Annotated in this window: 23 protein-coding genes; 8 read left to right on the forward strand and 15 right to left on the reverse strand. The window is 63.4% G+C overall.

Annotated features, from left to right (window positions below; genetic code table 11):
* Positions 1–152: 152 nt before the first annotated feature.
* The 4 genes from HNO82_RS13490 to HNO82_RS13505 all read left to right on the forward strand — a co-directional run bounded on the left by HNO82_RS13490 (position 153) and on the right by HNO82_RS13505 (position 4,193).
* The gene (locus HNO82_RS13490; protein ID WP_175344069.1) at positions 153–1,319 is read left to right on the forward strand and encodes an amidase family protein; all 1,167 of its coding nucleotides are present in this window, start codon (positions 153–155) and stop codon (positions 1,317–1,319) included.
* 67 nt (positions 1,320–1,386) lie between these two features.
* Positions 1,387–2,673: an aromatic ring-hydroxylating oxygenase subunit alpha gene (locus HNO82_RS13495; RefSeq protein ID WP_175344070.1), complete on the forward strand. Its 1,287-nt coding sequence runs from the start codon at positions 1,387–1,389 to the stop codon at positions 2,671–2,673.
* A 5-nt stretch (positions 2,674–2,678) separates the two neighbouring features.
* On the forward strand, positions 2,679–3,179 hold the full coding sequence (locus HNO82_RS13500) for an aromatic-ring-hydroxylating dioxygenase subunit beta (protein WP_034349976.1): 501 nt from the start codon (positions 2,679–2,681) through the stop codon (positions 3,177–3,179).
* A gap of 51 nt (positions 3,180–3,230) precedes the next feature.
* Positions 3,231–4,193, forward strand: a complete 963-nt coding sequence (locus tag HNO82_RS13505) for a PDR/VanB family oxidoreductase (RefSeq protein WP_008326711.1) — start codon at positions 3,231–3,233, stop codon at positions 4,191–4,193.
* A 143-nt stretch (positions 4,194–4,336) separates the two neighbouring features.
* Here HNO82_RS13505 and hpaC read toward each other — a convergent pair whose 3' ends face one another.
* A complete protein-coding gene (gene hpaC / locus HNO82_RS13510) occupies positions 4,337–4,894 on the reverse strand; it encodes a 4-hydroxyphenylacetate 3-monooxygenase, reductase component (RefSeq protein ID WP_175344071.1) in 558 nt (185 codons plus the stop codon).
* A 316-nt stretch (positions 4,895–5,210) separates the two neighbouring features.
* Between hpaC and HNO82_RS13515 the strand changes: the two genes are divergently transcribed.
* On the forward strand, positions 5,211–5,843 hold the full coding sequence (locus HNO82_RS13515; RefSeq protein ID WP_008326707.1) for a response regulator transcription factor: 633 nt from the start codon (positions 5,211–5,213) through the stop codon (positions 5,841–5,843).
* Positions 5,844–5,967: 124 nt separating this feature from the next.
* Here HNO82_RS13515 and HNO82_RS13520 read toward each other — a convergent pair whose 3' ends face one another.
* From HNO82_RS13520 to HNO82_RS13580, 13 genes are all read right to left on the reverse strand, one after another.
* The gene (locus HNO82_RS13520; protein WP_175344072.1) at positions 5,968–7,515 is read right to left on the reverse strand and encodes a methyl-accepting chemotaxis protein; all 1,548 of its coding nucleotides are present in this window, start codon (positions 7,513–7,515) and stop codon (positions 5,968–5,970) included.
* A 545-nt stretch (positions 7,516–8,060) separates the two neighbouring features.
* A complete protein-coding gene (locus tag HNO82_RS13525) occupies positions 8,061–8,474 on the reverse strand; it encodes a hypothetical protein (RefSeq protein WP_175344073.1) in 414 nt (137 codons plus the stop codon).
* Positions 8,475–8,646: 172 nt separating this feature from the next.
* Positions 8,647–10,194 carry a dynamin family protein gene (locus HNO82_RS13530; protein ID WP_175344074.1) on the reverse strand — a complete coding sequence of 516 codons (1,548 nt, stop codon included), beginning with the start codon at positions 10,192–10,194 and terminating at the stop codon, positions 8,647–8,649.
* Positions 10,191–11,462, reverse strand: coding sequence for a GTPase (locus tag HNO82_RS13535; protein WP_175344075.1), 1,272 nt, complete (start codon positions 11,460–11,462; stop codon positions 10,191–10,193). Before HNO82_RS13535 ends, HNO82_RS13530 begins: the two co-directional genes overlap by 4 nt.
* A gap of 17 nt (positions 11,463–11,479) precedes the next feature.
* A complete protein-coding gene (locus HNO82_RS13540) occupies positions 11,480–12,649 on the reverse strand; it encodes a benzoate/H(+) symporter BenE family transporter (RefSeq protein ID WP_175344076.1) in 1,170 nt (389 codons plus the stop codon).
* 104 nt (positions 12,650–12,753) lie between these two features.
* Positions 12,754–14,121 (reverse strand): MFS transporter, encoded by a 1,368-nt coding sequence (locus HNO82_RS13545; protein ID WP_008326697.1) that lies wholly within the window; start codon positions 14,119–14,121, stop codon positions 12,754–12,756.
* A gap of 110 nt (positions 14,122–14,231) precedes the next feature.
* Positions 14,232–14,642, reverse strand: a complete 411-nt coding sequence (locus tag HNO82_RS13550; protein WP_175344077.1) for a RidA family protein — start codon at positions 14,640–14,642, stop codon at positions 14,232–14,234.
* A gap of 34 nt (positions 14,643–14,676) precedes the next feature.
* Positions 14,677–15,465 (reverse strand): benzoate diol dehydrogenase BenD, encoded by a 789-nt coding sequence (gene benD, locus HNO82_RS13555; protein WP_008326695.1) that lies wholly within the window; start codon positions 15,463–15,465, stop codon positions 14,677–14,679.
* Complete coding sequence (gene benC / locus HNO82_RS13560; RefSeq protein WP_175344078.1) at positions 15,462–16,487, reverse strand: benzoate 1,2-dioxygenase electron transfer component BenC; 1,026 nt, start codon at positions 16,485–16,487, stop codon at positions 15,462–15,464. Before benC ends, benD begins: the two co-directional genes overlap by 4 nt.
* A 21-nt stretch (positions 16,488–16,508) precedes the next feature.
* A complete protein-coding gene (gene benB / locus HNO82_RS13565) occupies positions 16,509–17,003 on the reverse strand; it encodes a benzoate 1,2-dioxygenase small subunit (RefSeq protein WP_175344079.1) in 495 nt (164 codons plus the stop codon).
* Positions 17,000–18,376: a Rieske 2Fe-2S domain-containing protein gene (locus tag HNO82_RS13570; protein WP_175344080.1), complete on the reverse strand. Its 1,377-nt coding sequence runs from the start codon at positions 18,374–18,376 to the stop codon at positions 17,000–17,002. The genes benB and HNO82_RS13570 overlap by 4 nt, the downstream gene beginning before the upstream one ends.
* A 114-nt stretch (positions 18,377–18,490) precedes the next feature.
* Positions 18,491–19,426 carry a catechol 1,2-dioxygenase gene (gene catA, locus HNO82_RS13575; RefSeq protein ID WP_175344081.1) on the reverse strand — a complete coding sequence of 312 codons (936 nt, stop codon included), beginning with the start codon at positions 19,424–19,426 and terminating at the stop codon, positions 18,491–18,493.
* A 49-nt stretch (positions 19,427–19,475) separates the two neighbouring features.
* Positions 19,476–20,669, reverse strand: a complete 1,194-nt coding sequence (locus HNO82_RS13580; protein WP_175344082.1) for a muconate/chloromuconate family cycloisomerase — start codon at positions 20,667–20,669, stop codon at positions 19,476–19,478.
* 144 nt (positions 20,670–20,813) lie between these two features.
* Between HNO82_RS13580 and HNO82_RS13585 the strand changes: the two genes are divergently transcribed.
* The 3 genes from HNO82_RS13585 (at position 20,814) to pcaD (ending at position 23,092) form a co-directional block, all read left to right on the forward strand.
* Complete coding sequence (locus HNO82_RS13585; protein WP_008326689.1) at positions 20,814–21,767, forward strand: LysR family transcriptional regulator; 954 nt, start codon at positions 20,814–20,816, stop codon at positions 21,765–21,767.
* 174 nt (positions 21,768–21,941) lie between these two features.
* Complete coding sequence (catC, locus tag HNO82_RS13590) at positions 21,942–22,229, forward strand: muconolactone Delta-isomerase (protein WP_008326688.1); 288 nt, start codon at positions 21,942–21,944, stop codon at positions 22,227–22,229.
* Positions 22,230–22,306: 77 nt separating this feature from the next.
* Positions 22,307–23,092: a 3-oxoadipate enol-lactonase gene (gene pcaD, locus HNO82_RS13595; RefSeq protein WP_175344083.1), complete on the forward strand. Its 786-nt coding sequence runs from the start codon at positions 22,307–22,309 to the stop codon at positions 23,090–23,092.
* 37 nt (positions 23,093–23,129) lie between these two features.
* Here the strand turns inward: pcaD and HNO82_RS13600 are convergent, their stop codons facing one another.
* Complete coding sequence (locus HNO82_RS13600) at positions 23,130–24,389, reverse strand: toprim domain-containing protein (RefSeq protein WP_249777003.1); 1,260 nt, start codon at positions 24,387–24,389, stop codon at positions 23,130–23,132.
* Positions 24,390–24,397 lie beyond the last annotated feature (8 nt).

Below are 24,397 nucleotides of genomic sequence, written 5' to 3' on the forward strand. Positions count from 1 at the left end.
CGCCCCCATTTGAACGGCAGCGCCATGAACCCTCAGCCCATGTCTTCCTCTCCCCGGCAGACGACAGTGTCAGCCCCTGTTTCGGCCCGCAAGCGCCGCGAGCAGTCCACCCTGCAAGAACAGGCCCGCATCGTCTGCCTGGGAGCCGCAGGATGAGCAACGCCACCCCGCGCACCGTCCCCGGCACCGGCAACGCCCTGCTCTCGCGCTTCCACCTGGGGGGCAGCGGCCCGACGGTGGCCATCAAGGATTGCATCGACATCGCCGGCCAACCCACCTGCGGCGGCAGCGCCGCGCTGGCCGACGCACCACCGGCCACGGCCCACGCCGATGTGGTCCGCAAGTTGCTGGAGGCCGACTGGCAAATCACCGCCCGCGCCAACATGCACGAACTGGCCTATGGCATGACCGGCATCAATGACTGGAACGGCACCGCCGTCAATCCACAGGACGCAAGCCGCATGACCGGTGGCTCCTCCAGCGGCTCGGCCTCGGCCGTGGGCGCGGGGCTGGTGGATATGTCCATCGGCAGCGATACCGGCGGCTCGATCCGCCTGCCCGCAGCCTGCTGCGGCGTGATCGGATTGAAGCCGACCTTTGGACGCGTCAGCCGCGCCGGGGCGTATCCGGCGGTGAGCAGTCTGGATTGCGTGGGCCCGTTTGCGCGCAGCATGGACCTCATCATCAGCGCCATGGCCAGCATCGCCCCCGGTTTCGACCGCGCTGCCGCTACCGCAGCGGTAGCACAGGCCGGCGTAAAACTGGTGACGGTACAGGCCGATCCCGAGATCGCAGAGGCCGTCGCCGCCGCCTTCGCCGCCAGCGGCTGGCAAGGCGCTGCCTGGACCCCGCACCACATGCACGCCGCCTTTGAAGCCGGCATGACCCTCATCAACCGCGAGACCCATGATGCCTTCGGTCATCTGCTGGGCCTGGGCAAGCTGGGGGCGGATATCGAGAAACGCCTCTCGGCGGCGGCCACCACCAGCGATCAAGCCGTGGCCCAGGCCGAAGCCGTGCGCGCCGCCTTCAGCGCCGAAGTCGATGCTGCGCTGGCTGACGCCGATGCGCTGCTGCTGCCGACGCTGCCGGCCCTGCCACCGACGCTGGCGGCGATCGGCCAGGGCGCCTCGGTGCTGATGCTGTCTTCGCTGGTGCGGCCCTTCAACCTGTCCGGCCATCCGGCCCTGAGCATTCCGGTGCCCATCGCCGGCAGCCCGCTCAAGGCCGGGCTGCAACTGGTGGGCCGCAAGGGCGATGACGAACGCATCTGCGCGCTCGGCCTGCACCTGGAGCGCGTGCTCAGTCAGCAGGCATGAGCATCACCGATCACATCAGCTCGCCAAGATCAACACTGACAACGACTGCAAGCCACTGGAGAAAGCCATGAATGCACCGCTACGCTTCCACCCGCGCAAGACCGATTCCTCCTATGCCGATCTGGTACAGGATGCGGTGGTGGATCCTTCGCTCTACACCGATCCGGCCATCTTCGAAGCGGAGATGGACAAGATCTTCTACAAGACCTGGATCTGGGTCGCCCATGAAAGCGAGATCAGGAATCCGGGCGACTTCAAGACTGCCCAGATCGGCCGTCAGCCGGTCATCGTAGTACGCGACAAGACCGGCAAGATCAACGTGCTGGAAAACCGCTGCCGCCACCGCGGCGCCACCGTGTGCGAAAAGCACAAGGGCAATGCCACCGGTTTCACCTGCCCGTATCACAGCTGGTCTTATGGCCTGGATGGCAAGCTGCGCGGCCTGCCCTATCCGGAAGGCTATGAAGAGGTCATCGAAAAGGCCGACCTGCCCCTGCAGAGCCTGCGTGCGGAGAGCTACAACGGCATGATCTTCGCCTCCTTCAACCAGGAGATCGAACCGCTGTCGGACTTTCTCGGCCATGCCAAGAAATGGATCGACCTGTTCATGAAGCAAGGGGCCGGATTCCCCATCAAGGTCCAGGGCGAGCACAAGTTCAGCTTCAAGGGCAACTGGAAGATCCAGCTGGAAAACACCACTGACGGCTATCACTTCCCGGTGGTGCACAAGACCTTCCTGTCGTCGGTCGATGAAGAAACTTCCGAGATGCTCTCCTTCATGACCGATGACCAGTCCATCACCCGCTCGCTGGGCAATGGCCACAGCGTCATGATCATGGTGCCGGAACACGTGGACCTGGATGTGGACGATGGCAGCGAACAACTGCAGGAGCGCTTCGCCCACGTCACCGAAGAACTCTCCAGGACCATGCCGCCCGAACAGGTGCGCCGCATCGTGCGCTCGCTGCACGGCGCCGGCTTCAACCTGAACCTGTTCCCCAATGTGGCCATGTCGATGTCCTTCTTCCGGGTGCTGCATCCGGTGTCGGTGGGCGAGACACAGATCCGCCACGTGGCCCTGGGCATGGACGGCGGCCCCGAAATCGCCAACCGCGAACGCCTGCGCATCCACGAACACTTCCAGGGTCCGTTCGGCTTTGGCAGCCCCGATGACGCCGAAGCCTGGGAACGCGTACAGACCGGCTCCTACGCCGGTCGCAATGCGCCCATCCTGGTCAATCGCGGCCTGAACCGCGAATGGGTGGACGACAACGGCGACAAGGTGTCGCACTCGACCGATGAAACCGGCATGCGCGAAGCCTATGCCATGTGGAAAAAGATGATGGAGAAATGATCGATATGAACCAACAAGACACTCTGCAAGGCATCCCCGCGCCCATGGCGCGTGCCATCGCCTTCATCTGGAAGGAAGCTGAACTATTGGACCGAAAGGACTATGCCGCCTGGCAGTCCCTGTGGACCGAGGATGGTTACTACGTGGTGCCCATCGATCCCGAGACCACCGACTATGCGGCCACGCTGAACTACGCCTACGACAATGCCCACATGCGCAAGATCCGCATCGAACGCCTGACCTCGGGCCACGCGATGTCGGCCGTGGATGCGGCGGCGACCGTGCGCACGGTGTCGCGCTTCGTCCCGGTGCACCTGTCGGAGGAACTGGTCGAAATCACCTCGGCCCAGGTGCTGGTGGGCTACAAGCGCCAGCAGCACACGATGTTCGTGGCCAACCTCACGCATCGCCTGCGCTTCACGCCCCAGGGTCCGAAGATCGAGCAGAAGGTGATCCGCCTCATCAACTCCATGGACAGCCTCAACGCCCTGGGCTTCCTGCTCTGAGCCTGCGCACCGCACATTCGCAATTGAAATGAACCGACGAGTATTGGCCTCATGAAACTGATCGTAGACACCCTCACCGATGAAACCGGCGACATCCGTTCCTTCCGCCTGGTGCGCGCCGATGGCGCCCCGCTGCCAGCCTACGAGCCGGGGGCCCACATCGACGTCACCGGGCCGACCGGGATCATGCGCCAATACTCGCTGTGTGGCCCGCTGGAAGACCGCTGCGGCTATACCATCGCGGTCAAGCGTGAAGCGGCTTCGCGCGGCGGCTCGGCGGCCTTGCATGATGCCGTCAAGCCGGGCATGGAACTGGAAGTGGGTACGCCGCGCAACCTCTTCGCGCTCGACACCAGCGCACCGGAACATCTGCTCTTCGGTGCAGGCATCGGTGTGACCCCTCTGCTGGCGATGGCCTATCGCCTCTGGGCTGACCAGAAGCCCTTCACACTGCATTACTTCGTGCGGGCACGCGAGCATGCGGCCTTTGCCGATCTGCTGGACAATGCCCCCTTCGCCGCGCAGGTGCGTTTCCACTATGCGGTGATGCCGGCGCAGATGGCGCACTACCTCACGGCTTGCCTGGAAGCCGGCAGCAAGGAAGCCCATGTCTACACCTGTGGCCCGGCGCCCTTCATGGAGGCGGTGGTCAAGTGCGCAGCGGCCAGCCGCAGCGAAGAGGCGATCCACCTTGAACACTTCGCCGCACCGGCGGCCCCGGCCACTTCTGCCGAAGTCGGTGGTGATGCTGCCTTCGAAGTCAAGCTGGCCAGCTCGGGCAAGGTGGTGCAGATTCCGGTAGGTATTCCCATCGTCGATATCCTGGCGCGCGAGGGCATCGTCATCGATACCTCCTGCCGCGAAGGCATCTGCGGCACCTGCGTGGTACCGCTGCTGGAGGGCGAGCCGGATCATCGCGACAATTGCCTGTCCAGGAAGGAAAAGGCGGCCAATGACCAGATCTGCACCTGTGTCTCGCGGGCCAGGTCGGGGATGCTGGTGCTGGATCTTTGACGCACACACTGGCGTCTGTCCTGGTCAGAACGGTTTTTCGCACACTCTGCGCGCACACTGTTCTCAAATAGCCGGACGCAAAAGCATGAATGCCATTCAGCATTGTGCTGAATGGCATTCATCTTTGATGACGGGTAAAGAATTTACAGCGCCGTACGCTTGACCTTGTGGAACAGCCGGTTGAAGTAGATGAGGCTGTCCTTCTTCTCATTGACCTTGACCTCGGCCAGCTCCACGAACATCACCGAGTGCGTGCCCACCTCCTTGAACTCGCGGATGCGTCCCTGCAGCTTGACCAGCGCGTCGGCCAGCACCGGCTGCCCCAGTTCGCCGGGTTCTTCCCAGATATCCCAGCCGAAGCGCTCTTCCATCGGGACCTTGGTGGCACCGGAGAAGTGCATGGCCAGTTGTTCCAGCTCGTCGGAGAGCACGTTCACGCACAGGCGACCATTCTTCTTGAACACGTCGTGCATGGCACTGCCGCGATTGATGCAGACCAGGATCGTGGGCGGGGTATCGGTGACCGAACAGACCGCCGACGCAGTGATGCCGCAACGGCCTCCCTCGCCATCGGTGGTGATGATGGACACCGCCGCCGGCAGATGCGCCATGGCATTGCGAAATTCCAGTTGCTCGGGCGCAAGGGCGGCGCGGGCGATGGGTGCGGCGGTTTTTTCTTTCTGGATGGCGGTGCTGTGCATGGAATCTCCCTGTGATGCACGCCGATGAAGCACGGCGCTCGATGACAGCAGGTTAAGGCATGAGCATGGTGCAGACAATCCGGGCCACACGCCCGCCCCACAGGGGATTGCGGCAAAAGATCTAGGTAAAAATACCTAGACCATCGTCAGGAGGAGGGTGTTACAGTGGCGCTGACCCCAAGAATTTCAGGCCTGTTTTTTGCATAAGTCAAAGCGCAAGGATTTGATTTGTGCCGACCAGACCATCAAGACATCGAGAGGGTCGGAAATAGTGCCGGTGCAAGCCGGCTCCATTTTGACGAGACGAGGAGTGCAGATGGAAACCAACCCGCCGGTGGTCTACATCGTCGACGATGACGAGGCCGTTCGGACCTCGCTGGCCTGGCTGCTGAGCTCGGTCAATATCCGGACCGAATGCTTCGAGGGTCCCGAGGCCTTTCTCAAGGCCTATGACGCCAACAGCCTGTCCTGCCTGATTCTGGATGTGCGCATGCCCGAGATCAGCGGCTTCCAGCTGCAGGATCGCCTCAAGGAAATCGGGGCCGACATCCCCGTGATCTTCGTCTCGGGGCATGGCGACATCCCCATGTCGGTGCGCGCCCTGCACAATGGCGCGGTCGACTTCCTGGAAAAGCCCTACAACTCGCAGCAGATGCTCGAACGCATCCAGATGACGCTCAAGCACGTGGCCGGCAACATGCAGGCGCGCGAGCGCCGCCAGCTACTGAAGGCGCGCCTGAAAACGCTCACGGCACGCGAGCGCGAGATCCTGGAGAAGGTCATCATGGGCCAGTCCAGCAAGCTCATCGCGCGCGACCTCAACATCAGCGTCAAGACGGTGGACGTGCATCGCGCCAGCGTCAAGGACAAGCTCGGCTGCCAGAGCACGGCAACGCTGGTGCGCGATGTGCTGATGGACTTCGGGCCTGAATTTCTCAGGGCGGCCTGATCGCTGCTGAACTGTCCTGATCTTCCCTCTTCCCTCGACCCTCTACCCTATTTCCTGAGCCTGCATGACAAGGGCCGCAGCATGCTGCGGCCCTTGTCGGTGTTTCCTGTTGCCTGCGATTGGCTTACGCGGCCTGCAAGGCAAAGAAAGCCACCGCCCGCTTCAGTTGCGCCGCCTGGTCTTCCAGCGACTTGGCCGCGGCCGCAGCCTGCTCCACCAGCGCCGCATTCTGCTGGGTCACGCCATCCATCTGGGCCACTGCCTGGTTGACCTGGTGGATGCCTTCGGCCTGTTCGCGGCTGGCGGTGCTGATGTCGCCCACCAGGGTATGCGCGCCCTTCACGCTGCCCACCACTTCCTGCATGGTCTTGCCCGCGCGCTCCACCAGGCCGCTGCCGGCATCGACCTTGGAGACCGAGTCATCGATCAACTGCTTGATCTCCTTGGCGGCCGAGGCCGAACGCTGCGCCAGCGCGCGCACTTCGGATGCCACCACGGCAAAGCCGCGTCCCTGTTCGCCTGCACGCGCCGCTTCCACGGCGGCATTGAGCGCGAGGATGTTGGTCTGGAAGGCGATGCCATCGATGACACCGATGATGTCGACGATCTTGCGCGACGACGTATTGATGTTGCCCATGGTATCGATGAGCTCCTGCATCACCTGCCCGCCCTGGCCGGCGATGGACGCAGCGGTCTTGACGAGGTCATTGGCCTGATGCGCGTTCTCGGAATTGGTACGCACGCTGGAGGTGAGCTGCTCGATGGAGGCGGCCGTTTCTTCCAGCGCACCGGCCTGCTCTTCGGTGCGCGCCGACAGGTCCAGGTTGCCATTGGCGATCTGCCCCGAGGCCACGGCGATGCTGTCGGCCCCCAGGCGCACCGTGGAGACCACGCCATGCAGTCGCTCGCTCATGCCTTGCAGCGAAGCTACCAGCTGGCCCAGTTCGTCGCGGCCCATGGGGGCGGCGCGCGAGGTCAGGTCACCGGCGGCCACGCGTTGCGAGATGGCCAGCGCCGCATGTACCGGCCGGGTGATGCTGCGTGTGAGCAGCAGCGCAAAGGCGATACCGCAGATCAGGATCACGACTTCCAGCGCGAAGATCTGCCATTGACTGCTGGCGGCATCGCGGGCGATGTCGGCGGAGATCTCATCGATGCGCGCCCGTTCGAAATCCAGCAAGGCGCGCATGGCGGCCTGGGTATGGTTGGCAATGCCCACGTATTGCTGCTGGTAGAGCTCCTCCACCTTGGCCGCATCGCCCAGCTTCTTGGCCGCATAGATCTGGTCGCGGATGGTGAGGAACTGCTTGCGCGCCACGTTGATGGTTGAGAAGAGTTTTTTCTCGTCCTCGCTGTTGAGCAGTTGCTCGACGCTCTTCAAGGTTTGCGCGGACTCTTTGCTGGAGGCGGCGGCTTCCTTGGCCAGGAAGGCTTCAAGCTCGGGATCATGGCTCTTGACCACGGTGGTGGTGCGCTGGATGGCGATGAGCAGCAAGGTATTCCATTGCGACACCAGCCGTTCCGTCTTCAGCGGCACATCCATCATCTCCTGCGTCTGGTAGGCCACCGTCTTGAGGCGCCAGATGCCCACCGCCGCAACCACCATGGAAAACACCAGCACCACGGCAAAGCCCGCCCCCAGACGCGAGCCGATACGTATGTTCTTGATCATGCTTCTTTCCATCCCAACCATGTTGACTATGGCGCCCCGAAAGACGGACTTTCCCTGACCGTCCGGCTTGCCCCCTGATGCGTACCAGCAAGACTGGTGCCAACCCCTTGGCCTTCCAGTGACCGCCGCCCTGCATGCGGTCGATTCTAGGAGTGCGCTGGCCTGGCGACCAGTTCAAAATGAAGAAACATGGTATGCCGAAACGGCAACGCAAGCCCGCAAACCCTTGCCAGGCAAGGATATCCCAAACTGGCCGGGTGGAAACATTATGAAATGTAAAACATTAATTTTTTTGGGTGCGGAGGGGATGCCGGGCGTTTCAGCCGCTGCCTTGTTGGCGTTCCATCAATAGTCCTGGTCTTGCTTGGCCGCATGTCGGCCCAAAGTTGGGCACAATGACGCCTTGCCTCCCCGTTTCCGGATCCTTGCCGCACCATGACCACGCCGACCAGGCGCGAGCACCGCCACCGCGCTCATGGCGCAGGGTGGCGGCGTTCAGGCAGGTATTGAGGGGTGGCCGAGGCTGGCCAAGGGGGAAGGCGGACTCAGTTATCCTGATGCACCCAGTTGAAGCTCAAGGAGACGGGCTTTTCACCCACGCTGACCTTGCTGGTCTTCTTGACGCCGTTGTAGATGGCGGTGACCTGGTACTGTCCCGCTGGCAGCTTGAGGTTGGTCATGGGGCCGGCACTGGGCAGATGAAAGACGCTCTTGTCGTGATGATCGGTGATATCGAGCTTGACGTTGCTGACGTAGGCGCCATCCTTGGCTTCGGAAAACAGCAGGCGCAGGTTGTAGTCCTTGGCCGCCTCGCGCAGCTTGGCCTGCTCGCCGGCACCGATGCCGCCGTTCATGTAGGCGACCGTGCCCTGCATGTCCTGGGCGTAGGTCAATGGCGCAGCCATGCCGGCGAGGCCGAAGACGATGGCACTGATGGCGGTGATCTTGGTGATGTCCATGATGGCTCCTTGTCGTGGTTCAGGATGAAAGTGCTGCCGCTCCATGGCGCAGCGTCGGGGCCAGCCCACTGCTGAGCTGACCGTCGATGCTTTACTGTAGGTCGACAAAATTAAGCGATCCTTAACACGCCAAAAGATTCCAGGCGAGCCGCCATCTCGCCAGACAGCGACGTCAGCGCGCCGCCATGGCCTGTGGCTGACGCAGATCTTCTTCCAGCTGCGCCAGCCGCCGCGCATGCTCTTCGATCAGCGCCCGCTGCACGGACACTGCATCAGACAGTGCGGCCATCCTGGCAGTACAGTAGCTGGCCACTTCATCGGCCAGTTCCTCCAGCACGGCCAGTACACTTTGTCCGATCGCCTCATACAGTTTTTCGTAGGACGGCGGCAGATCCTCGGCCACGCGTTCATAGCCGCTTCCGGCAGGCAGAACCAATGCCACCGGTACCGGTGCCGGAAGCACATGGCTGTCCAGTACCGCGCGCGCGTGGCGTTCGAAGGCGTACATCAGTTGCGCTTGCAGGCTGGCCAGTACAGCGTCCACCTCATCGCTGGCGGCATGCTGCTCCAGCAGGGCCGGCAGACCCGGCATCACCTCGCGCCAGGCCAGTTGCACGATGCGTACACGCCGGGCCGGCAGTGCATCCAGTTCATCCTGCACCAGCTGCTGCAAGCCCTGCAGCGCGGGCAGAGTCTGCGCTTGCAGGGGCGCCAGCACATCCTCCTGCAGATGATGCAGCAGGACCTCTGCCGGCTTGCGGTCGCGATAGGCCAGGGCAGGCGCCAGCAACTCGGCGAGCGCCGCATACAGGCGCTCGAAGCCGGCCCCCTGCATCGCCTGGGCATCGGCACCGGCGGTCCTGGCCACATGCGCGGAGACCGACACCGGCGTCTTCAACTGATGCACCGCCACGCCCAGCGATTGCAGCTTGTCGGCAGCGCGGGCGCGCACGTCGGCTTCCTGGTCGGCGCGGTTGGCGTCGGATTTGTTGCGCAGGATCTTGACGATCTGCCCGTCCACCTCATCCTCATCGATCACGTCGCTGCGCGTGAGCACCGGCAGCAGCGGCTTGCCACGGCGCAGTTCGCGCGCCAGTTCATCGAGCTCCTGGACTTGTCCTGGCGAAGTCGAACTGGTCAGCCACAGTACGGCATCGGCACTGTCGAGGAAACGCTGCGTCAGCGCCGCATTCTCGTCGGTGGCCGAGTGCAGGCCGGGGGTGTCGAGCAGTACCAGGCCCTGGCCCAGGCAAACGCCCTGCAGGCGTGCCGTGGTTTCGGTGGCGCCTTCAGGGAAAGGAACTTCACTCTCCACCAATAGCCCGCCTTGCAGATGGAAATACTGCACCGTCTGGTGGCGCTGGCCGAAGCGCTGCGCGAGAAAGTTGCATAGCGAGCTTTTACCGGCATTGAACTTGCCGAACACCAGCAGCATGAGCTTGCCCTCGAAGCGCTGGGCCAGCGCGCGTGCGGGGGCGAGCGCAATCCATTGTTCTTCACGGCGGCGTGCCTGCCGTATCCGGTCTTCCTGCAAGGCGGCGATGCGGCGCGCCATGGGGCAGACAGACTGCAAGCCGCCGCCGGGCAGCGCCGCTTGCGCCAGTGCCTGGCCCAGCGCGGCCAGCCAGTCGCGCAGCGCCGTCAGCAGCGGCTGCAGGTCGGCCTCGCCCTGGCCGGTGCGGCCGATGGCATCGATGAAACGCTGTTCTTCGCGGCTCATGCGCCCTCCCCGTCTTGCAGCCGCGCCAGGGCCTGCCGCGCGCGGGCGTGCGCGTGCAGATCGGACTGGCTGTTGGCGATCTGCTGCTGCAGGGCCTGGCGATCTTCGGACAGTTCGTAGTAATGCAGGAAGGATTGCGCAAGTTGCGCCTGCCCTGCCGGTTCGCAGAAACGGCGGCGCAGGTCGGCCCGGTATTTGATGGAGATGCCCAGCACGGCCACCATCACCGTATCCAGACTGGCCACCGAGGTCTGCTGACTGGCCGGCAGACCTTCCACGCCATGCTGGATCAGGTGCGCACGAATGGCGATGCAGGCGCGGGAATAGGCGACATGGATGCGCGCCCGTTCACGCTTGCCTGCGGTGAGCTTGAATTCGTCGGCGGCGGTATCGGGCACCAGGGCAGGATCATCCCCTTGAAATTCGACGACCGGCAGCAGGTCCTGATGCACTTTTTCCAGCACGGCCTGCAGTCCCTGTTCAAAATCCTGGCGTTGTTGTTGCTGGCGCTGGCACAGTGTCTGCAGCCCGCTCTCCAGCGCAGCCTGCTGCTGCAGCAGCTGCTGGCCGATCTCCGTGAAGAGCAAGCTGCGTTCATGTTGGCGAGCGCCCGGGACCTGCTCCACCACCTCCCGCAGCAGTGCCTGCAGTGCAGGGATGCCGCTACGTTGCAGCAGCAGGGATTTTCCGCCTTCCACGCCGCTGCGATGGCGTGTCGAGGATACCGGATGCAGGGTGAGCCCCGGCGCCTGCGCAACAATGGCGGCGCTGACCTTGGTCAGTTGGTCTTCGTCGCTCATCTGGTCCACTTGCGTGAGCACGAACAGGGTCTGTCGCCGCGTGCGCTGCTGGTCCGCGCGCAGAGCCTGCAACAGCTGACGTTCGGCCGCATCGAGTTCGCCCTCCTTGGCCGCATGCACGAACAGACGCACGTCGGCCTGCAGCCAGGTGGCTTCCTGGGCGTGGTTGTCATCCTGCAGGGCGACATCGGCATCCAGTCCCGGTGCATCCAGCCAGCGCAGTTCGGCATGATGATGCTCGGACAGCGTGACCGTCTCGCGCCGGTCGGCCACGGCAAAGACGTCGCGCCCCATCAGTTCGTTGAGCAGTCGGCTCTTGCCGTGGTTGTACTTGCCGACCACCGTCACGGTCGGCGCAGCGTGAACGTGCGCCAGCAAGCGCAGGCGCGCCAGGTCATGCGCGCGGCCCGGCGCCACGGCCAGCACCTCGCGGGCCAGCGGATCGAAGACATCATGCGGCGATTTCATCGGGGGTCTCCTTGTGTTCATTTTTTCTGTGTGGGGCGGCCGATCAGCCAGTGCGCAGCCATGCCGATGACCACGCCCCAGAAGGCCGCACCCAGTCCGAACAGGGTCATGCCGGACGCGGTAGCGAGGAAGGTGATGACGGCGGGCTCGGCGTGGATGCCGTCCTCGCTCATCAGGCGGATGTTGGACACGATGGCGCCGATCAGTGCCAGCCCGGCCAGGGCTGCAATCAGTTCCTTGGGGAAGGCGGCAAAGAGCGTCACGATGGATGCCGCGAAGGTGCCGCCGATGAGATAGAAGACGCCGTTGGCGATGCCGGCCACGTAGCGTCTGCCGGGCTCGGGATGGGCATCCTTGCCGGTACAGAGCGCCGCCGTGATGGCGGCAAGCACGATGGTGATGCCGCCGAAGCAGGCCGTCACCAGCGAGGCCAGCGCGGTCCCGGTGACCACGACGCGCGTGGGCGGATGGTAGCCCGCCAGTTGCAGCACCGCCATGCCCGGCAGGAACTGGCCGGTCAGGCTCACCAGCACGAGCGGCACCGTCAGGCTGAAGAACACGCCCACGCTGAAGTGCGGGGCGATGAAGACGGGCCGCGCCAGTTCCAGGTGCAACACGCCGAGTTCGGTCCTGCCGCTGGCGAAGGCCACCGCAAAACCGGTCAACGCCACCACCACGATGCCGTAGCGCGGCCACCAGCGGCGTCCCGCGAGATAGGCGCCCAGCATGGCCGAAACCATCAGCGGGGCATTGGTGCTGGAGCGAAAGGCCTGTACCCCGAACTGGAACAGGATGCCGGCCATCATGCCGGCGGCGATGCCCTTGGGGATGACGGCGAGGATTTTTTCAAAGTAGCCGGTCACGCCGATGACGATCAAGATCACGGCGGCCATCAGGTAGGCGCCGACTACTTCCGGCATGCCGATGGCGGGAAACAGACTCAGCAAGAGCGCCGTGCCCGGGGCCGACCAGGCCGTGATGATGGGCATCTTGAACCACCAGCTGAGCAGCAACCCGCTCACGCCCGCCCCCATGGAAATCCCCCACACCCAGGACACCAGTTGCGCCTGCGGCACCTGGCCGGCATGGGCGGCCTGCACGAAGATCACCAGCGGGCCGGCATAGGAGATCAGTACTGCCAGAAACCCCGCCACCCAGGCGGTGAGCGAGCCTTGTCGTTGAACCATTGAAGCTTCCTTGCAGAGGCAACCGCACCAGCGTACAAAAGGGAAAAGGTCCGGCGCCCGATGGAGCGATGCTCCGGGGCGCCGAACCGGCTTGAATGACTAGCTTAAACGCTGCGCGAGATCGTGGCAGCCGACACGGTCGATGTCGCCTCGGCCGCCACGGCGCGCTGCCCGTGACGATAGCGCAGCAGGAAGATGCCGAAGGCCAGCGCCGCCACCAGGCCGGGAATCGCAAAGACCAGGAAATTCATGCTCAGCGGCAGCGCCGCCGCCATCAGTGCGCCCCCCAGCAAGGGGCCGACGATGGCACCCGAGCGACCCACACCGGAAGCCCAGCCCAGACCGGTGGAACGGATCGCCAGCGGATAGAACTGGGCGGTATTGGCATACAACAGGATCTGGGTACCGATGGTGGTCGCGCCCGCCACGATGATGAGCAGGTACAGCACCGGCGTGGGGCTGTTGAACCCCAGCAGGGCGATGGCGACGGTGCCGACCGCGAAGAAGCTCACCACCACCTTGGGCAGGGTGAAGCGGTCACCCAGCCAGCCGCCGCCGATGGCGCCGACCACGCCACCGAAGTTGAGCGCCAGCAGGAAGGACAGCGACGAACCCAGGCTGTAACCGGCGCTGGCCATGAGCTTGGGCAGCCAGGAGCCGAGTGCATAGACCATCAGCAGGCAGCAGAAGAAGGCGATCCAGATCATCAGCGTGCCCACGGTGCGGTCCTGCTTGAAGAGCTCCAGCATCGGTGCGCCAGAGGGCTTGGCCTCCCCTTGCACCAGTTGTACATCGGCACCAGGCGCGGCGTGCGGCGCCACCTGCGCCAGCATGGCGCGCGCCTGCTCCTGCTTGCCGGCACGCAGCAGGAAGCCGACCGATTCCGGCAGCTTCCACAGGATCAGCGGCAGCAGCACCAGCGGCACGGCCGCAGCGAAGAACATCGATTGCCAGCCGAAACGGGGCAGCATCCAGATGCCCAGGCCCGCACACAACACGCCACCCAGCGAATAGCCGCTGAACATGATGGCCACCAGGGTGCTGCGCAGGCGCTTGGGGGCGTATTCATTCATCAGGGCCACGGCATTGGGCATCAGACCGCCGCAACCCAGCCCGGCCAGGAAGCGGAAGATGCCGAACTCGTTGGGCGAACTGGCAAAGCCGCTGGCGAAGGTGGAAAGGCTGAAGAGCACGAAGCTGATCGCCACGCCCTTCTTGCGGCCGATGCGGTCGGCCAGGGGGCCGAAGATGAAGGCACCGAACATCATGCCGAACAGTGCATAGCTGCCCAATGCACCTGCCTGCACGGGTGACAAGGTCCACTCTTTCATCAATACCGGCAGCACGGCGCCGTAGATGAACAGGTCATAACCGTCGAACACCAGCAGCAATGCGCACAGGCACATCACCATCCAGTGGAATTGCGTGAAACGCGCGCCATCGATGATCTGGCTCACTTCCTGGGTTTTCATGGGGTCTCCTCCGTTGTCGTTTGTCTTGCAGGATTGGCGTTGTTATGTGTCGTTATGCCTTGCTTTTTTCTTGCGATTTCCAGCGTTGCCTTGCCGTTTTTCGATGTCGATCAGGCAGTTCCCTTCTTGCGCAGATGCGCCACCGCCTTGATCTCGATGAGGTAGCCCGGCCCACCGCCCAGCATGTGGGCACCGGTCGCGGTCCAGGCAGGCAGTGGATAGCTTCTCAGGTACTGGTTGCGGACCTTGATGAACAAGGGCAGGTCGCGCATGTCGGTATGGAAGGTGGAGAGGTCGACGATGTCGTCCAGGGTGCCGCCGGCGGTTTCCACCACCCGTTTCAGATTCTCGAAGGCCTGCACGATCTGCGCCTCGCGCGGCTCCACCAGCTGCATGTCGGGACCGCGTCCGATCTGGCCGGAAACGTAGAGCACATCGCCGACCAATACGCCGGGTGCATAACCGATTTTTTCGTAGACATCTTCCATTCCCTTGGGAATGATGGCCTGGCGTTCAGACATGGTTTCTCCGTTTCAGTGTAGAGGGACAAGCGGCTCAGCCGTTGTCACCACCGGCCACCGGCAGCACCGCCCCGGTGATATAGCTGGCCTCATCGGAGGCCATGAAGAGGATGGGCGCGACCTGCTCCTGCAACGTGGCGTAGCGCTTGAAGAAGGTGGAATCGGTGACCTGCTGCACGGCCTGCTGCATCCACGCCTGTTCCTGTACGCTGTCGCCTTCCGCATTGCGCGGTACGCGGCGCGGCGGTGCTTGCGTGCCACCGGGCGCGGTCGCCACCACGCGGATGCCCTGTTCACCGTATTCCATCGCCAGTGCCATGGTCATGGCATTCACACCGCCCTTGGCCGCCGAATAGGGTACCCGGCGTATGCCGCGCGTGGCATTGGAAGAGACATTGACGATGGTGCCCCGCCCCTGCCGCAGCATGTGCGGCAGCACGGCATGGCAGCCGTAGAGGGTGGGCATGAGCGAACGGCGGATCTCGGCATCGATCTGGGCGGCCTCGAATTCGGCAAAGGGCCGCATGCGGATGGCACCACCCACGCCGTTGACCAGCAGGTCGATGCGACCATGCAGCTGGATCGCACGCGCCATCGCGGCCTGTGCGCCGGCATAGGTTTCGAGGTCGGCGACCCAGCCGGTAGCCCGTCCGTCCGGTGCCTGCATCGCAACGTCATGGATGAAGTCGGCCCGGTCCACCATCACGACCTGGCCGCCTTCAGCGGCGATGCCCATGGCCACGCCCTGCAGGATGCCTTGGGCCGCGCCGGTGACGACGGCCACCTTGCCCGCGAAGCGTCCACGCGTGAGCGCTGCGCTCATGCCGCCACCGCCACCGGCTGGCTGGTGACGAACTTCTCGTAATGGAAGCTGGCCGGGGCGAAGCCCTGCGACTGGAAGTGCTTCTGCACCGCCTCCACCATCGGCGGCGGACCGCACAGGTAGACATCGACTGCGCCATCGTGCAGTACCTCGGCCGGCATGTGCTGGGTCACGTAACCCTGGCGCGGATGCGTGGTCGCGGCATCGGCCACACAGGTGGTGAAACTGAACCCGGGCAAGCGCTTGGCCAGGTCTTCAAGACGATCCACCAGTACCAGGTCCTGGTCGCGCGTGACGCCATAGATCAGGTGGACCGGATGCTGCACACCCTGCTGCACCATCTCCTCCAGCATTGCCAGGAACGGCGCCAGACCGGTACCACCGGCCAGCATCAGCACGGGCTTGTTGACCGGACGCAGGTAGAAACTGCCCAGCGGGCCGGTCATCTCCAGCGCGTCACCGGCGCCGGCCTTGTTCAGCCAGCCGCTCATCAGGCCCCCCGGTACGTTCTTGATGAGAAAGCTCATGCGCGTGGCGCCCGAGGGCGAACTGAACGAATACGAGCGATGCTGGCCACTGCCCGGCACCGCGATATTGACGTATTGCCCCGGCAGGAAAGCCGGTGCGTCGGCCGCCACCTCCAGCACCAGTTCGAAGGCCGCCTCACCGAAGGCGGTGACCTCGGCCACCTTGCCGTTGAACTTGGCACTGCCGGTCTTGCAGGCGGTGGAGGCCACCGGCACGGCGACCACGCAATCGGATTGCGGGATCATCTGGCAGGTCAGCACCAGGCCTTGCTCGGCTTCGTCGCTACTGAGCGCATCATCGATGTAGTCGTCGCCCAGGTCGTACTGCCCGCTTTCGGCGCGGCACTTGCAGGTGCCGCACACGCCGTCGGAACAATCCATGGGCAGGTTGATGCGTTGACGGAACGCCGCGTCCAGGACTTTTTCCTTGGGACCGCAGTCGATGATGCGGGTCACCCCGTCTTCGAAGTTGAGGGCGATGCGATAGCTGCTCATGTCATGTCTCCTGCGCTCTGGTCAGACGTGGTAGACGTCGATGACCTGGCGGATGTAGTCGTTCTTCAGGGCGATCTTCTTGCGCGCGATCCGCAGGCCATCCTCGGTCTTGCGCAAGCTCACCAGGGTGGTGCCGAAGAACTGGTCGGTGATCTTGTAGCGGTGCGACAGCGTATGGAAGTTGTAGCGCACCTCCAGCGCGTCATCGGTCTCCTCCAGGATCTCCACGTTGGCGATCATGTGGCTGGTGCGCGGCTCCGGCATGGAGGCGCTGGAACGCTCGGTCTTGATGCGGAAAACGCGGTCTTCCAGACCATCGCGGTTGGCGTAGTAGATCAGCGAAATCTCGCGCTGCGGGTCTTCGGTGAGCTGGTCGTCGTCGTCCCAGGCCGGCATCCAGTATTCGACGTCCGCGGCGTACAGTTCCAGCCAGGATTCCCACTGGCGTTCGTCGAGATAGCGCGCCTCGCGATAGAGGAAGGCGCAGACGGCATCGAGTCGGGTCGGCTGGCTCATGCTTGTTCTCCTTGCCCTGCGGCTGCGCGTTCCTTGCTGACGGCCTTGCGCATCTGCTCGGTCCAGTAGTGGTGCTGGCAGACGAAGAGACCTTCGTCCTCGCTGCGCTCACCGCTCAGTTTGGGGTTCATGCCCATCTTCTTCGCATTCTCGTCCGGGCCCTGCTTCCACAGCGGCGCACCCCGGCTCATGTCGTTGTAGCGCACGGCCGAACCGGCATAGCCGGCCTGGCAGGCGCGGAACTCTTCCAGGTCGTCGGCGGTACCCATGCCGGAGACATTGAAGAAATCCTCATACTGGCGAATCCGCACGCGGCGGTCTTCATCGCTCTCGCCCTTGGGGCCGAAGCAGAAGATGCTGATCTCGGTCTGGTTCACGCTGATCGGACGGGCCACGCGGATCTGCGTACCGAACTGGTCCATCAGGAACACGTTGGGATACAGGCACAGGTTGCGCGTCTGTGCCACGATGGTATCGGCGCGCGCCTGTCCCACGCGGGCGGCCAGTTCTTCGCGCTGGTTCCAGATCGGGCGCACTTCCGGGTTCAGGGTATTGGTCCACAGCAGGATGTGACCGTTCTCGAAACCATATACCCCGGCCACCGCCTTGCTCCAGTTGTTGGCGTCGGTGGCCTTGGTGCCGCCTTCCTTGCGGCGGCTCATGGTGGCAGCGTAGTTCCAGTGCACCGAGCTGACATGGTAACCATCGCAACCATTTTCCATCTGCATCTTCCAGTTGCCGTCATAGAGGTAGCTGGAATTGCCGCGCAGGACTTCCAGGCCGTTGGGGGCCTGGTCAACGATCTGGTCGATGATGACGCGGGTCTCGCCCAGGTACTCTTCCAGCGGCTGCACGTCTTCCGAGAGGCTGCCGAAGAGGAAGCCGCGATAGTTCTGGAAGCGCGCCACGCGGGTCAGGTCATGCGAGCCGTTCTTGTTGAAGGAGACCGGATATTCGGTGGTCTTCTCGTCCTTGACCTTCAACAGCTTGCCGCTGTTGGAGAAAGTCCAGCCGTGGAAGGGGCAAGTGAAGCTGCTCTTGTTGCCATGCTTGCGACGGCACAGCATGGCCCCCTTGTGGGCGCAGGCATTGATGACGGCATGCAGTTCGCCGTTCTTGTCACGGGTGACCACCACCGGCTGGCGGCCGATCCAGGTGCTGTAGTAATCGTTGATCTCGGGGACCTGGCTCTCATGGGCCAGGTAGACCCAGTTCGATTCGAACAGGTGCTTCATCTCCAGCTCGAACAGGTCGGCATTGGTGAAGATGTCGCGGCGGCAGCGGAAGATGCCGTTGGTGGCGTCTTCGTCCAGGGCGGTGTCGAGCAGGCGTTCGACCTCTTCGTACTTGTCGGCGGCGGCAAGGGTGGTCATGTCAGGTTCTCCAGGGTGCACCCCGCCTGCCGCGCTGCAAGGCATCGCGGCAAGTCTGTCGGCGGGGAGGGGACAGTCGTGCGCCAGCCCGGCTGGCGCAGAACGATCAGGGGATCAGGCGGCCAGGCGCGGACGGTCCACGACCTGGTTGTCGGCACCGTTGACCAGTGCGGTCAGGCTGATGTCGAAGACGATCTCGGCGAACGGACCTTCCAGTCCTTCGGCCTTGATGCTGGCCGCATCGGTGCGCTCGACCAGCGGCGGCACCAGGCCCTCGCGGGTGGCATAGGCGAAGTCGTCATAGATCAGCGGATCACCGTCGATGTTGATCTGCGTGGTCAGCTTGCGATGGCCGTCCGCCGTGACGAAGAAGTGAATGTGCGCCGGACGGTTGCCGTGGCGGCCCAGCTGGTTCAGCAGGCCCTGGGTGGGGCCGGCCGGCGGGCAGCCATAGGCGGCCGGCATGATGCTGCGGAATTTGTAGCGGCCCTGGGCATCGGTGATGATGGTGCGGCGCATGTTGAAGGGCTTCTGCTCACCGGTCGGATCGAAGTGCGAATAGAAACCCTTGGTGTTGGCGTGCCAGACTTCGACCTGCGCGCCCGCCATGGGCTTGCCGTCAGCGCCGTAGACGGTGCCGTGCATGATGATGGTCTGGCCGCTCTGGTCGCTGCCGTCGTCGAGGCGCGCGAAGCCCTGCGTCACCGGCGCGCCGGCCACGTACAGCGGTCCTTCGATGGTGCGCGGGGTACCGCCGGTGATGCCCAGGGCAGCGTCTTCGGCATCCATGCGCATGTCCAGGAAGCGATCCAGGCCCAGGCCGGGCGAGAGCAGACCGGCTTCGCTGGCCGCGCCCAGACGGTTGATGTAGGCCACGCCAGCCCAGTATTCGTCGGAGGTAATCTCCAGGTCTTCGATGGTCTTGAACAAATCGGACAGGATGCGATGCACGATCTGCTTGGTGCGCGGGCTGCCGCCTTCGGTATCGAGGCCGCTAGCCAGACGCAGGAAGTCCTGAACTTCGGGGGTGCTGAAAATCTTGGCTGCCATGTTGAGTCTCCTAATTGATCTTGTTGATGGGGAAAGTGCTTTTCTTGTTTTATCCGGCCAGGGTGGCCGGCCTCACTGCTGTCACTGTCGCCCCTTGCCTGCGGTCGCGCCGGAAGTATTGCACACGCTCTTCGTCCAGCACGATGCCCAGGCCAGGGCGGTTGGGAATGGCCAGTTCGAAATCCTGATAGCGCAAAGGCTCGGCCAGGATTTCCTCGGTCAGCAGCAGCGGGCCGAACAATTCCGTCCCCCACTGCAATTCACGGAAGGTGGCAAAAGCATGCGCCGAGGCGATGGTGCCGATGGCCCCTTCCAGCATGGTGCCGCCGTAGAGCTCGATGCCGGCCGCGTCGCCGATGGCGGCCACCTGCTGGGCCGCACGCAGGCCACCGGATTGTTCGATCTTGATCGCAAACACGTCCGCCCCGCCGATGCGCGCCAGCGCAAAGGCCGAGGCCGGACCGGTGAGCGACTCATCGGCCATGATGGCGATGGCGTGCTTGCCCTTCAGGCGCGCCAGCGCCTGGGCCGAAGCCACCGGTTGCTCCACCAGTTCGCAGCCGGCATCGACCAGACCGGCCAGACCGCGCTGGGCCTCCAGTTCGCTCCAGGCCATGTTCACATCCACCCGCACCGCGCCACGATCACCGAGCGCCTTCTTGATGGCGGCCACATGGGCCACATCGGCATCGACGTCGCGGCGACCGATCTTGAGCTTGAAAATCCTGTGACGACGCGCGGCCAGCATGCGTTCGGCTTCGTCGATATCTTTGGCGGTGTCGCCCGAGGCCAGGGTCCAGGCGACCGGCAGGCTTTCGCGGGCACGGCCGCCGAGCAGCTGCGAGACCGGCAGGCCGGTGCGCTGGCCCAGCGCATCGAAGAGCGCAGTCTCGATGGCGCACTTGGCAAAGCGGTTGTCGCAAATGGCCTTGTTCAGGCGCGCCATGATGGCCGGGATCAGGCCGGCGTCGGCCCCCAGCAGCAGCGGCGCGAAGTAGGTATCGATGGCCAGCTTCATGCCCTCGGGCGATTCGGCACCATAGGCCAGGCCACCAATGGTGGTGCCCTCCCCCACGCCGACGGTACCGTCGGAGCAGTACAGACGTACCAGCATCAGGGTCTGGCCGTTCATCGTCGCCATGGACAATTGATGCGGGCGGATGGTCGGCAGATCGACCAGGAAGGTCTCGACCCGGTCGATCAGGGCCGGGGCCGCAGCGTGAAGGTGTTGTGGGGTATCCATGGACTGCATTGAACACCCGGAAGCCCTGCCATTGCCAACACTAAATTCGTCTAGTTTCATACCTTTTTTATATAGTTTCCAACGCCTCCTATAAAAATCAAAGAATTAGACATCATTAGTTTCTGTGAGATATGATTTTCCGCCATGGACATCAGACAACTGAAATACTTCGTGGCCGTGGCCAATACGCGCAACTTCACCCGCGCCTCGGAACAACTGCACATCGCGCAACCGCCGCTGTCGCGCCAGATCCAGCTGCTGGAGGAAGAACTGGGGGTGCAGCTGATCTTGCGCAACAGCCGTCCGCTGCGCCTGACCGAAGCCGGTCGGGTGTTCTATGAGCAGGCGTTGCAGATCCTCAATCGCCTGGAACAACTCAAGAACGCCACCCAGCAGATCGGCCTGAACCAGCGCCAGACGCTGTCCATCGGCTTCGTCGCCTCGACCCTCTATGGCGGCCTGCCGGTGCTGGTGCGCAAGCTGCGCCAGCACTACCCGGAGGTGGACATCCAGTTGCTGGAGCTGACCTCGATGCAGCAGTTTGCCGCCCTCAAGTCGGGCCGCATCGACGTCGGCTTCGGGCGTATCCGCAGCAATGACGCGACGGTGGCGCGCATCGTCCTGCGCGAGGAAAAACTGGTGCTGGCGATCCCGCCCTCCTTCCCGCTGGCGGCCAGCCAGCAGCGCGTGAACCTCAAGGAAGTCCACGGGCAGAAGCTGATCGTCTATCCGAAGGAGCCGCGCCCCAGTTTCGCCGACCACATCCTGAGTCTGCTCAACGACCAGGACATCCACCCGGCCGAAGTGCATGAAGTGCGCGAGATCCAGACCGCGCTGGGCCTGGTGGCGGCCGAATCGGGGCTGTGCCTGATCCCGGCCTCGGCACGGCTGCGCAATGACCTGCATTACCGGCTCATCGACGATCCCCGCGCGACCTCGCCCATCATCCTGACCCACCGCATCAACGACAATGCCTGGTACATCGAGGCCATCAAGCAACTGGTGGCCGACATGTATGCCGAGCGCCCGGCCTGGCTCGATATCGAGACCAGCTCCTTCCCGGCCACCGGCTTTCCGATTCCCGAACGACGCGACTGAGCCGCATGGAGACGGCGCCGCAGCGACAGGCGGATCGCTGTTGACGCGGAGAAACCGTCTGCCCAAGTTGACAGGTCCAAGCACGGACGCCTACACTGGTTTGTGCGAATAAAGGATTTATGTTCGACTATCGAACATCGCAACATCCCCTATAACGACAACGGAGCAAACATCATGCTGTTCATGGTTCAAATGCAGGTCAACATTCCCGCCACGCTCGACAAGGCCGTGGCCGACCAGTTGAAGAAGGATGAGAAGGAGATGTCACAGAAGCTGCAGCGTGAAGGCAAGTGGCGCGATCTGTGGCGCGTGGTCGGTCAGTATGCCAACGTGAGCATCTTCGATGTGTCCGGCAATGATGAGCTGCACAACATCCTCTCGGCCCTGCCGCTCTACCCGTTCATGACCATTTCGGTCACACCGCTGACCCAGCATCCCTCGGCCATCGCGCAGATTGGCTGATTCCCGGCGCATCTGACGCTTTTTGATTCACACACGCCCGCACCCACCGTCCGGTGGCGCGGGCCAAGGATTTACTCATGCCCTTCGCAACCCTGAACGGAATCAAACTGCATTACCAGCTCGACGGCGACGCCGCCCTGCCGGTGCTGGTGCTGTCCAACTCGCTGGGCACCTCGCTGGCGATGTGGAATCCGCAGATTGCCGAACTGAGCAAGCACTTCCGCGTGCTGCGCTACGACACGCGTGGTCACGGCCAGTCCGAGGTCACGCCCGGCCCTTACACCATCACCCAGTTGGGCAGCGACGTGATCGCCCTGCTGGACCAGCTGGAGATTGCGCAAGCGCACTTCTGCGGACTCTCCATGGGCGGCAGCACCTTCATGTGGCTGGCGGTGCATCATCCCGAGCGTGTGAACAAACTGATCCTCTGCAACACGGGCGCCAGGATCGGCACGGCGGACGCCTGGAACAGTCGCATCGAGACGGTGCAGCGTGATGGCCTCTCTGCCATTGCCGCCGCCGTGGTCTCGCGCTGGCTGACGCCCGAGTATGCAGCGCAGCATCCGCAGCAGGTCCAGGACCTGACCGCCATGCTGCTGGCCACCCCGGCCGCAGGCTACGCAGGCGCCTGTGCCGCGGTGCGCGACAATGATCTGAGAGAAGCGATTGCAGGCATCCGTGCGCCCACGCTGGTCATTGCCGGCAGTGGCGACGTGCCGACGCCCCCGGCCGATGCACAGTTCATGCGCGCCAGCATCCCCGGAGCGCTGTATGTGGAATTCGATGCGGCCCACATTTCCAACCAGCAACAGCCCCGTGCCTTCACGCAGGCGGTGGTGCAGTTCCTGACGGAAGGAATGTGAGAAGGTGAAGCGGGGGCTCCAGTCCCCCGATAAAAACTTAAAGCCAGGCTTCCTGCTCGGCCTTGCGGTCTTCGCGTTGCATGGTTTCGCACAAGGTGCGCAGTGTGGCCGGCAGTGTTTCACGTGCCAGCAAGTTTTGCAGCAGCAAGCGATCTCGTGGCGTCAAGTCCCACTTCTGTTTGGTCTGTGTCAACTCGACACTGCTCATCTGATGCGCTTCCCAGGTCAGGCCGGCTTGCTCCCACAGACGACCGACCGCACACGCGATATCCACGCCAGCCGGATCGGCATCAGCGCTGATCCAGGCCGGGCATGGCGCCTTGGTCAGCAAATGGGCCATCATCGCCTGCCATCCCAACGAGGGGCGTCCCGGCATCCAGAGCAGAAGCGTACCGTGAGGAAGCTTGCGCGCATTGCGTTCAAAACTGGTCCGGTTCTCGATCAGCCACCATTGCTGCACCCCCTCAAGCCGCTCCAGGTGCTGCATGTCCTTGAGGGGAATGCCCAGAAAATGGACGGCGGACAATTCCATCTTGCGATTTGACCAGCACAGCTCCACCTCCCCTGCCAGCCATGCGGTCTGGGCAAAGCGGCTGATACCCAGGCGTTCAAGATCGAAGACCGTATCCAGCCACTTCCATTCATTGGCCTCGATGGCCTTGGTCCCATCCCGCACGGACAAGGCAAAGTCCTGACGCATCCCCTGCTGACCACTATCGCGCCAGTGCGCCACCTGGAACATCAGATCCAGGCGTCGCTTCAAGGCATCGGGCGTGAGCGTCTTGGCTTTTTCCAGCTCTTCAATGGCCTGGGCCAACTCATCGTTAAGGTAAGGATCGGTATCGCCTTGCGCAAAACTGTCGAGACGGGCGATGAGCTGCTCTTTGGCTTGAGACAGATGCGTCTGGCGTTGTTGCTGGCGTCCGAGGGTGCCACTCACCCCCAACAAGGACTGCAGTTTGGTCAAGTCGCGCCAGGCAAGACTCACCCATTGCCAGTCACGCTTTGGTTTTCTGATCTCAGTGCAGATCACCCAGCCATCTTGCAAAAGATGCTCGACCAACAGATCGCCGTCTTCAAGTCTAAAACCGTCGATCTTCTTCATGGCAATCTTCAGCAAGCTCTCTCGCTTGTGCGGCTTGGAGTCATCTTCGTCCACCCACAGGCGCAGTGCAGCCATTTGATTCGGCTCGAAATGTCTCAGCACCGAGGGAACCGCTCCTGATGCCTCCCGCACCTGAAACTCTGTACCGTCTCGACGTCTTTTACCGATGGGCCTCGCGACCAAATGACTCATGCTGCCCC

It is taken from the genome of Herbaspirillum sp. C9C3, assembly GCF_013359625.1.
Taxonomy (GTDB): Bacteria; Pseudomonadota; Gammaproteobacteria; order Burkholderiales; family Burkholderiaceae_D; genus Herbaspirillum.

Bases quoted from the DNA above. Each gene is read 5' to 3' on its own strand.
- benD (WP_008326695.1), bottom strand. From the start codon at position 15,465: ATGAGCGCAGCGCTCACGCGTGGACGCTTCGCGGGCAAGGTGGCCGTC.
- HNO82_RS13515 (WP_008326707.1), top strand. From the start codon at position 5,211: ATGGAAACCAACCCGCCGGTGGTCTACATCGTCGACGATGACGAGGCC.
- HNO82_RS13525 (WP_175344073.1), bottom strand. From the start codon at position 8,474: ATGGACATCACCAAGATCACCGCCATCAGTGCCATCGTCTTCGGCCTC.
- HNO82_RS13530 (WP_175344074.1), bottom strand. From the start codon at position 10,194: ATGAGCCGCGAAGAACAGCGTTTCATCGATGCCATCGGCCGCACCGGC.
- HNO82_RS13535 (WP_175344075.1), bottom strand. From the start codon at position 11,462: ATGAAATCGCCGCATGATGTCTTCGATCCGCTGGCCCGCGAGGTGCTG.
- HNO82_RS13500 (WP_034349976.1), top strand. From the start codon at position 2,679: ATGAACCAACAAGACACTCTGCAAGGCATCCCCGCGCCCATGGCGCGT.
- HNO82_RS13600 (WP_249777003.1), bottom strand. From the start codon at position 24,389: ATGAGTCATTTGGTCGCGAGGCCCATCGGTAAAAGACGTCGAGACGGT.
- HNO82_RS13495 (WP_175344070.1), top strand. From the start codon at position 1,387: ATGAATGCACCGCTACGCTTCCACCCGCGCAAGACCGATTCCTCCTAT.
- HNO82_RS13490 (WP_175344069.1), top strand. From the start codon at position 153: ATGAGCAACGCCACCCCGCGCACCGTCCCCGGCACCGGCAACGCCCTG.
- catA (WP_175344081.1), bottom strand. From the start codon at position 19,426: ATGGCAGCCAAGATTTTCAGCACCCCCGAAGTTCAGGACTTCCTGCGT.
- HNO82_RS13570 (WP_175344080.1), bottom strand. From the start codon at position 18,376: ATGACCACCCTTGCCGCCGCCGACAAGTACGAAGAGGTCGAACGCCTG.
- benB (WP_175344079.1), bottom strand. From the start codon at position 17,003: ATGAGCCAGCCGACCCGACTCGATGCCGTCTGCGCCTTCCTCTATCGC.
- benC (WP_175344078.1), bottom strand. From the start codon at position 16,487: ATGAGCAGCTATCGCATCGCCCTCAACTTCGAAGACGGGGTGACCCGC.
- HNO82_RS13505 (WP_008326711.1), top strand. From the start codon at position 3,231: ATGAAACTGATCGTAGACACCCTCACCGATGAAACCGGCGACATCCGT.
- hpaC (WP_175344071.1), bottom strand. From the start codon at position 4,894: ATGCACAGCACCGCCATCCAGAAAGAAAAAACCGCCGCACCCATCGCC.
- HNO82_RS13585 (WP_008326689.1), top strand. From the start codon at position 20,814: ATGGACATCAGACAACTGAAATACTTCGTGGCCGTGGCCAATACGCGC.
- pcaD (WP_175344083.1), top strand. From the start codon at position 22,307: ATGCCCTTCGCAACCCTGAACGGAATCAAACTGCATTACCAGCTCGAC.
- HNO82_RS13540 (WP_175344076.1), bottom strand. From the start codon at position 12,649: ATGGTTCAACGACAAGGCTCGCTCACCGCCTGGGTGGCGGGGTTTCTG.
- catC (WP_008326688.1), top strand. From the start codon at position 21,942: ATGCTGTTCATGGTTCAAATGCAGGTCAACATTCCCGCCACGCTCGAC.
- HNO82_RS13545 (WP_008326697.1), bottom strand. From the start codon at position 14,121: ATGAAAACCCAGGAAGTGAGCCAGATCATCGATGGCGCGCGTTTCACG.
- HNO82_RS13550 (WP_175344077.1), bottom strand. From the start codon at position 14,642: ATGTCTGAACGCCAGGCCATCATTCCCAAGGGAATGGAAGATGTCTAC.
- HNO82_RS13580 (WP_175344082.1), bottom strand. From the start codon at position 20,669: ATGGATACCCCACAACACCTTCACGCTGCGGCCCCGGCCCTGATCGAC.
- HNO82_RS13520 (WP_175344072.1), bottom strand. From the start codon at position 7,515: ATGATCAAGAACATACGTATCGGCTCGCGTCTGGGGGCGGGCTTTGCC.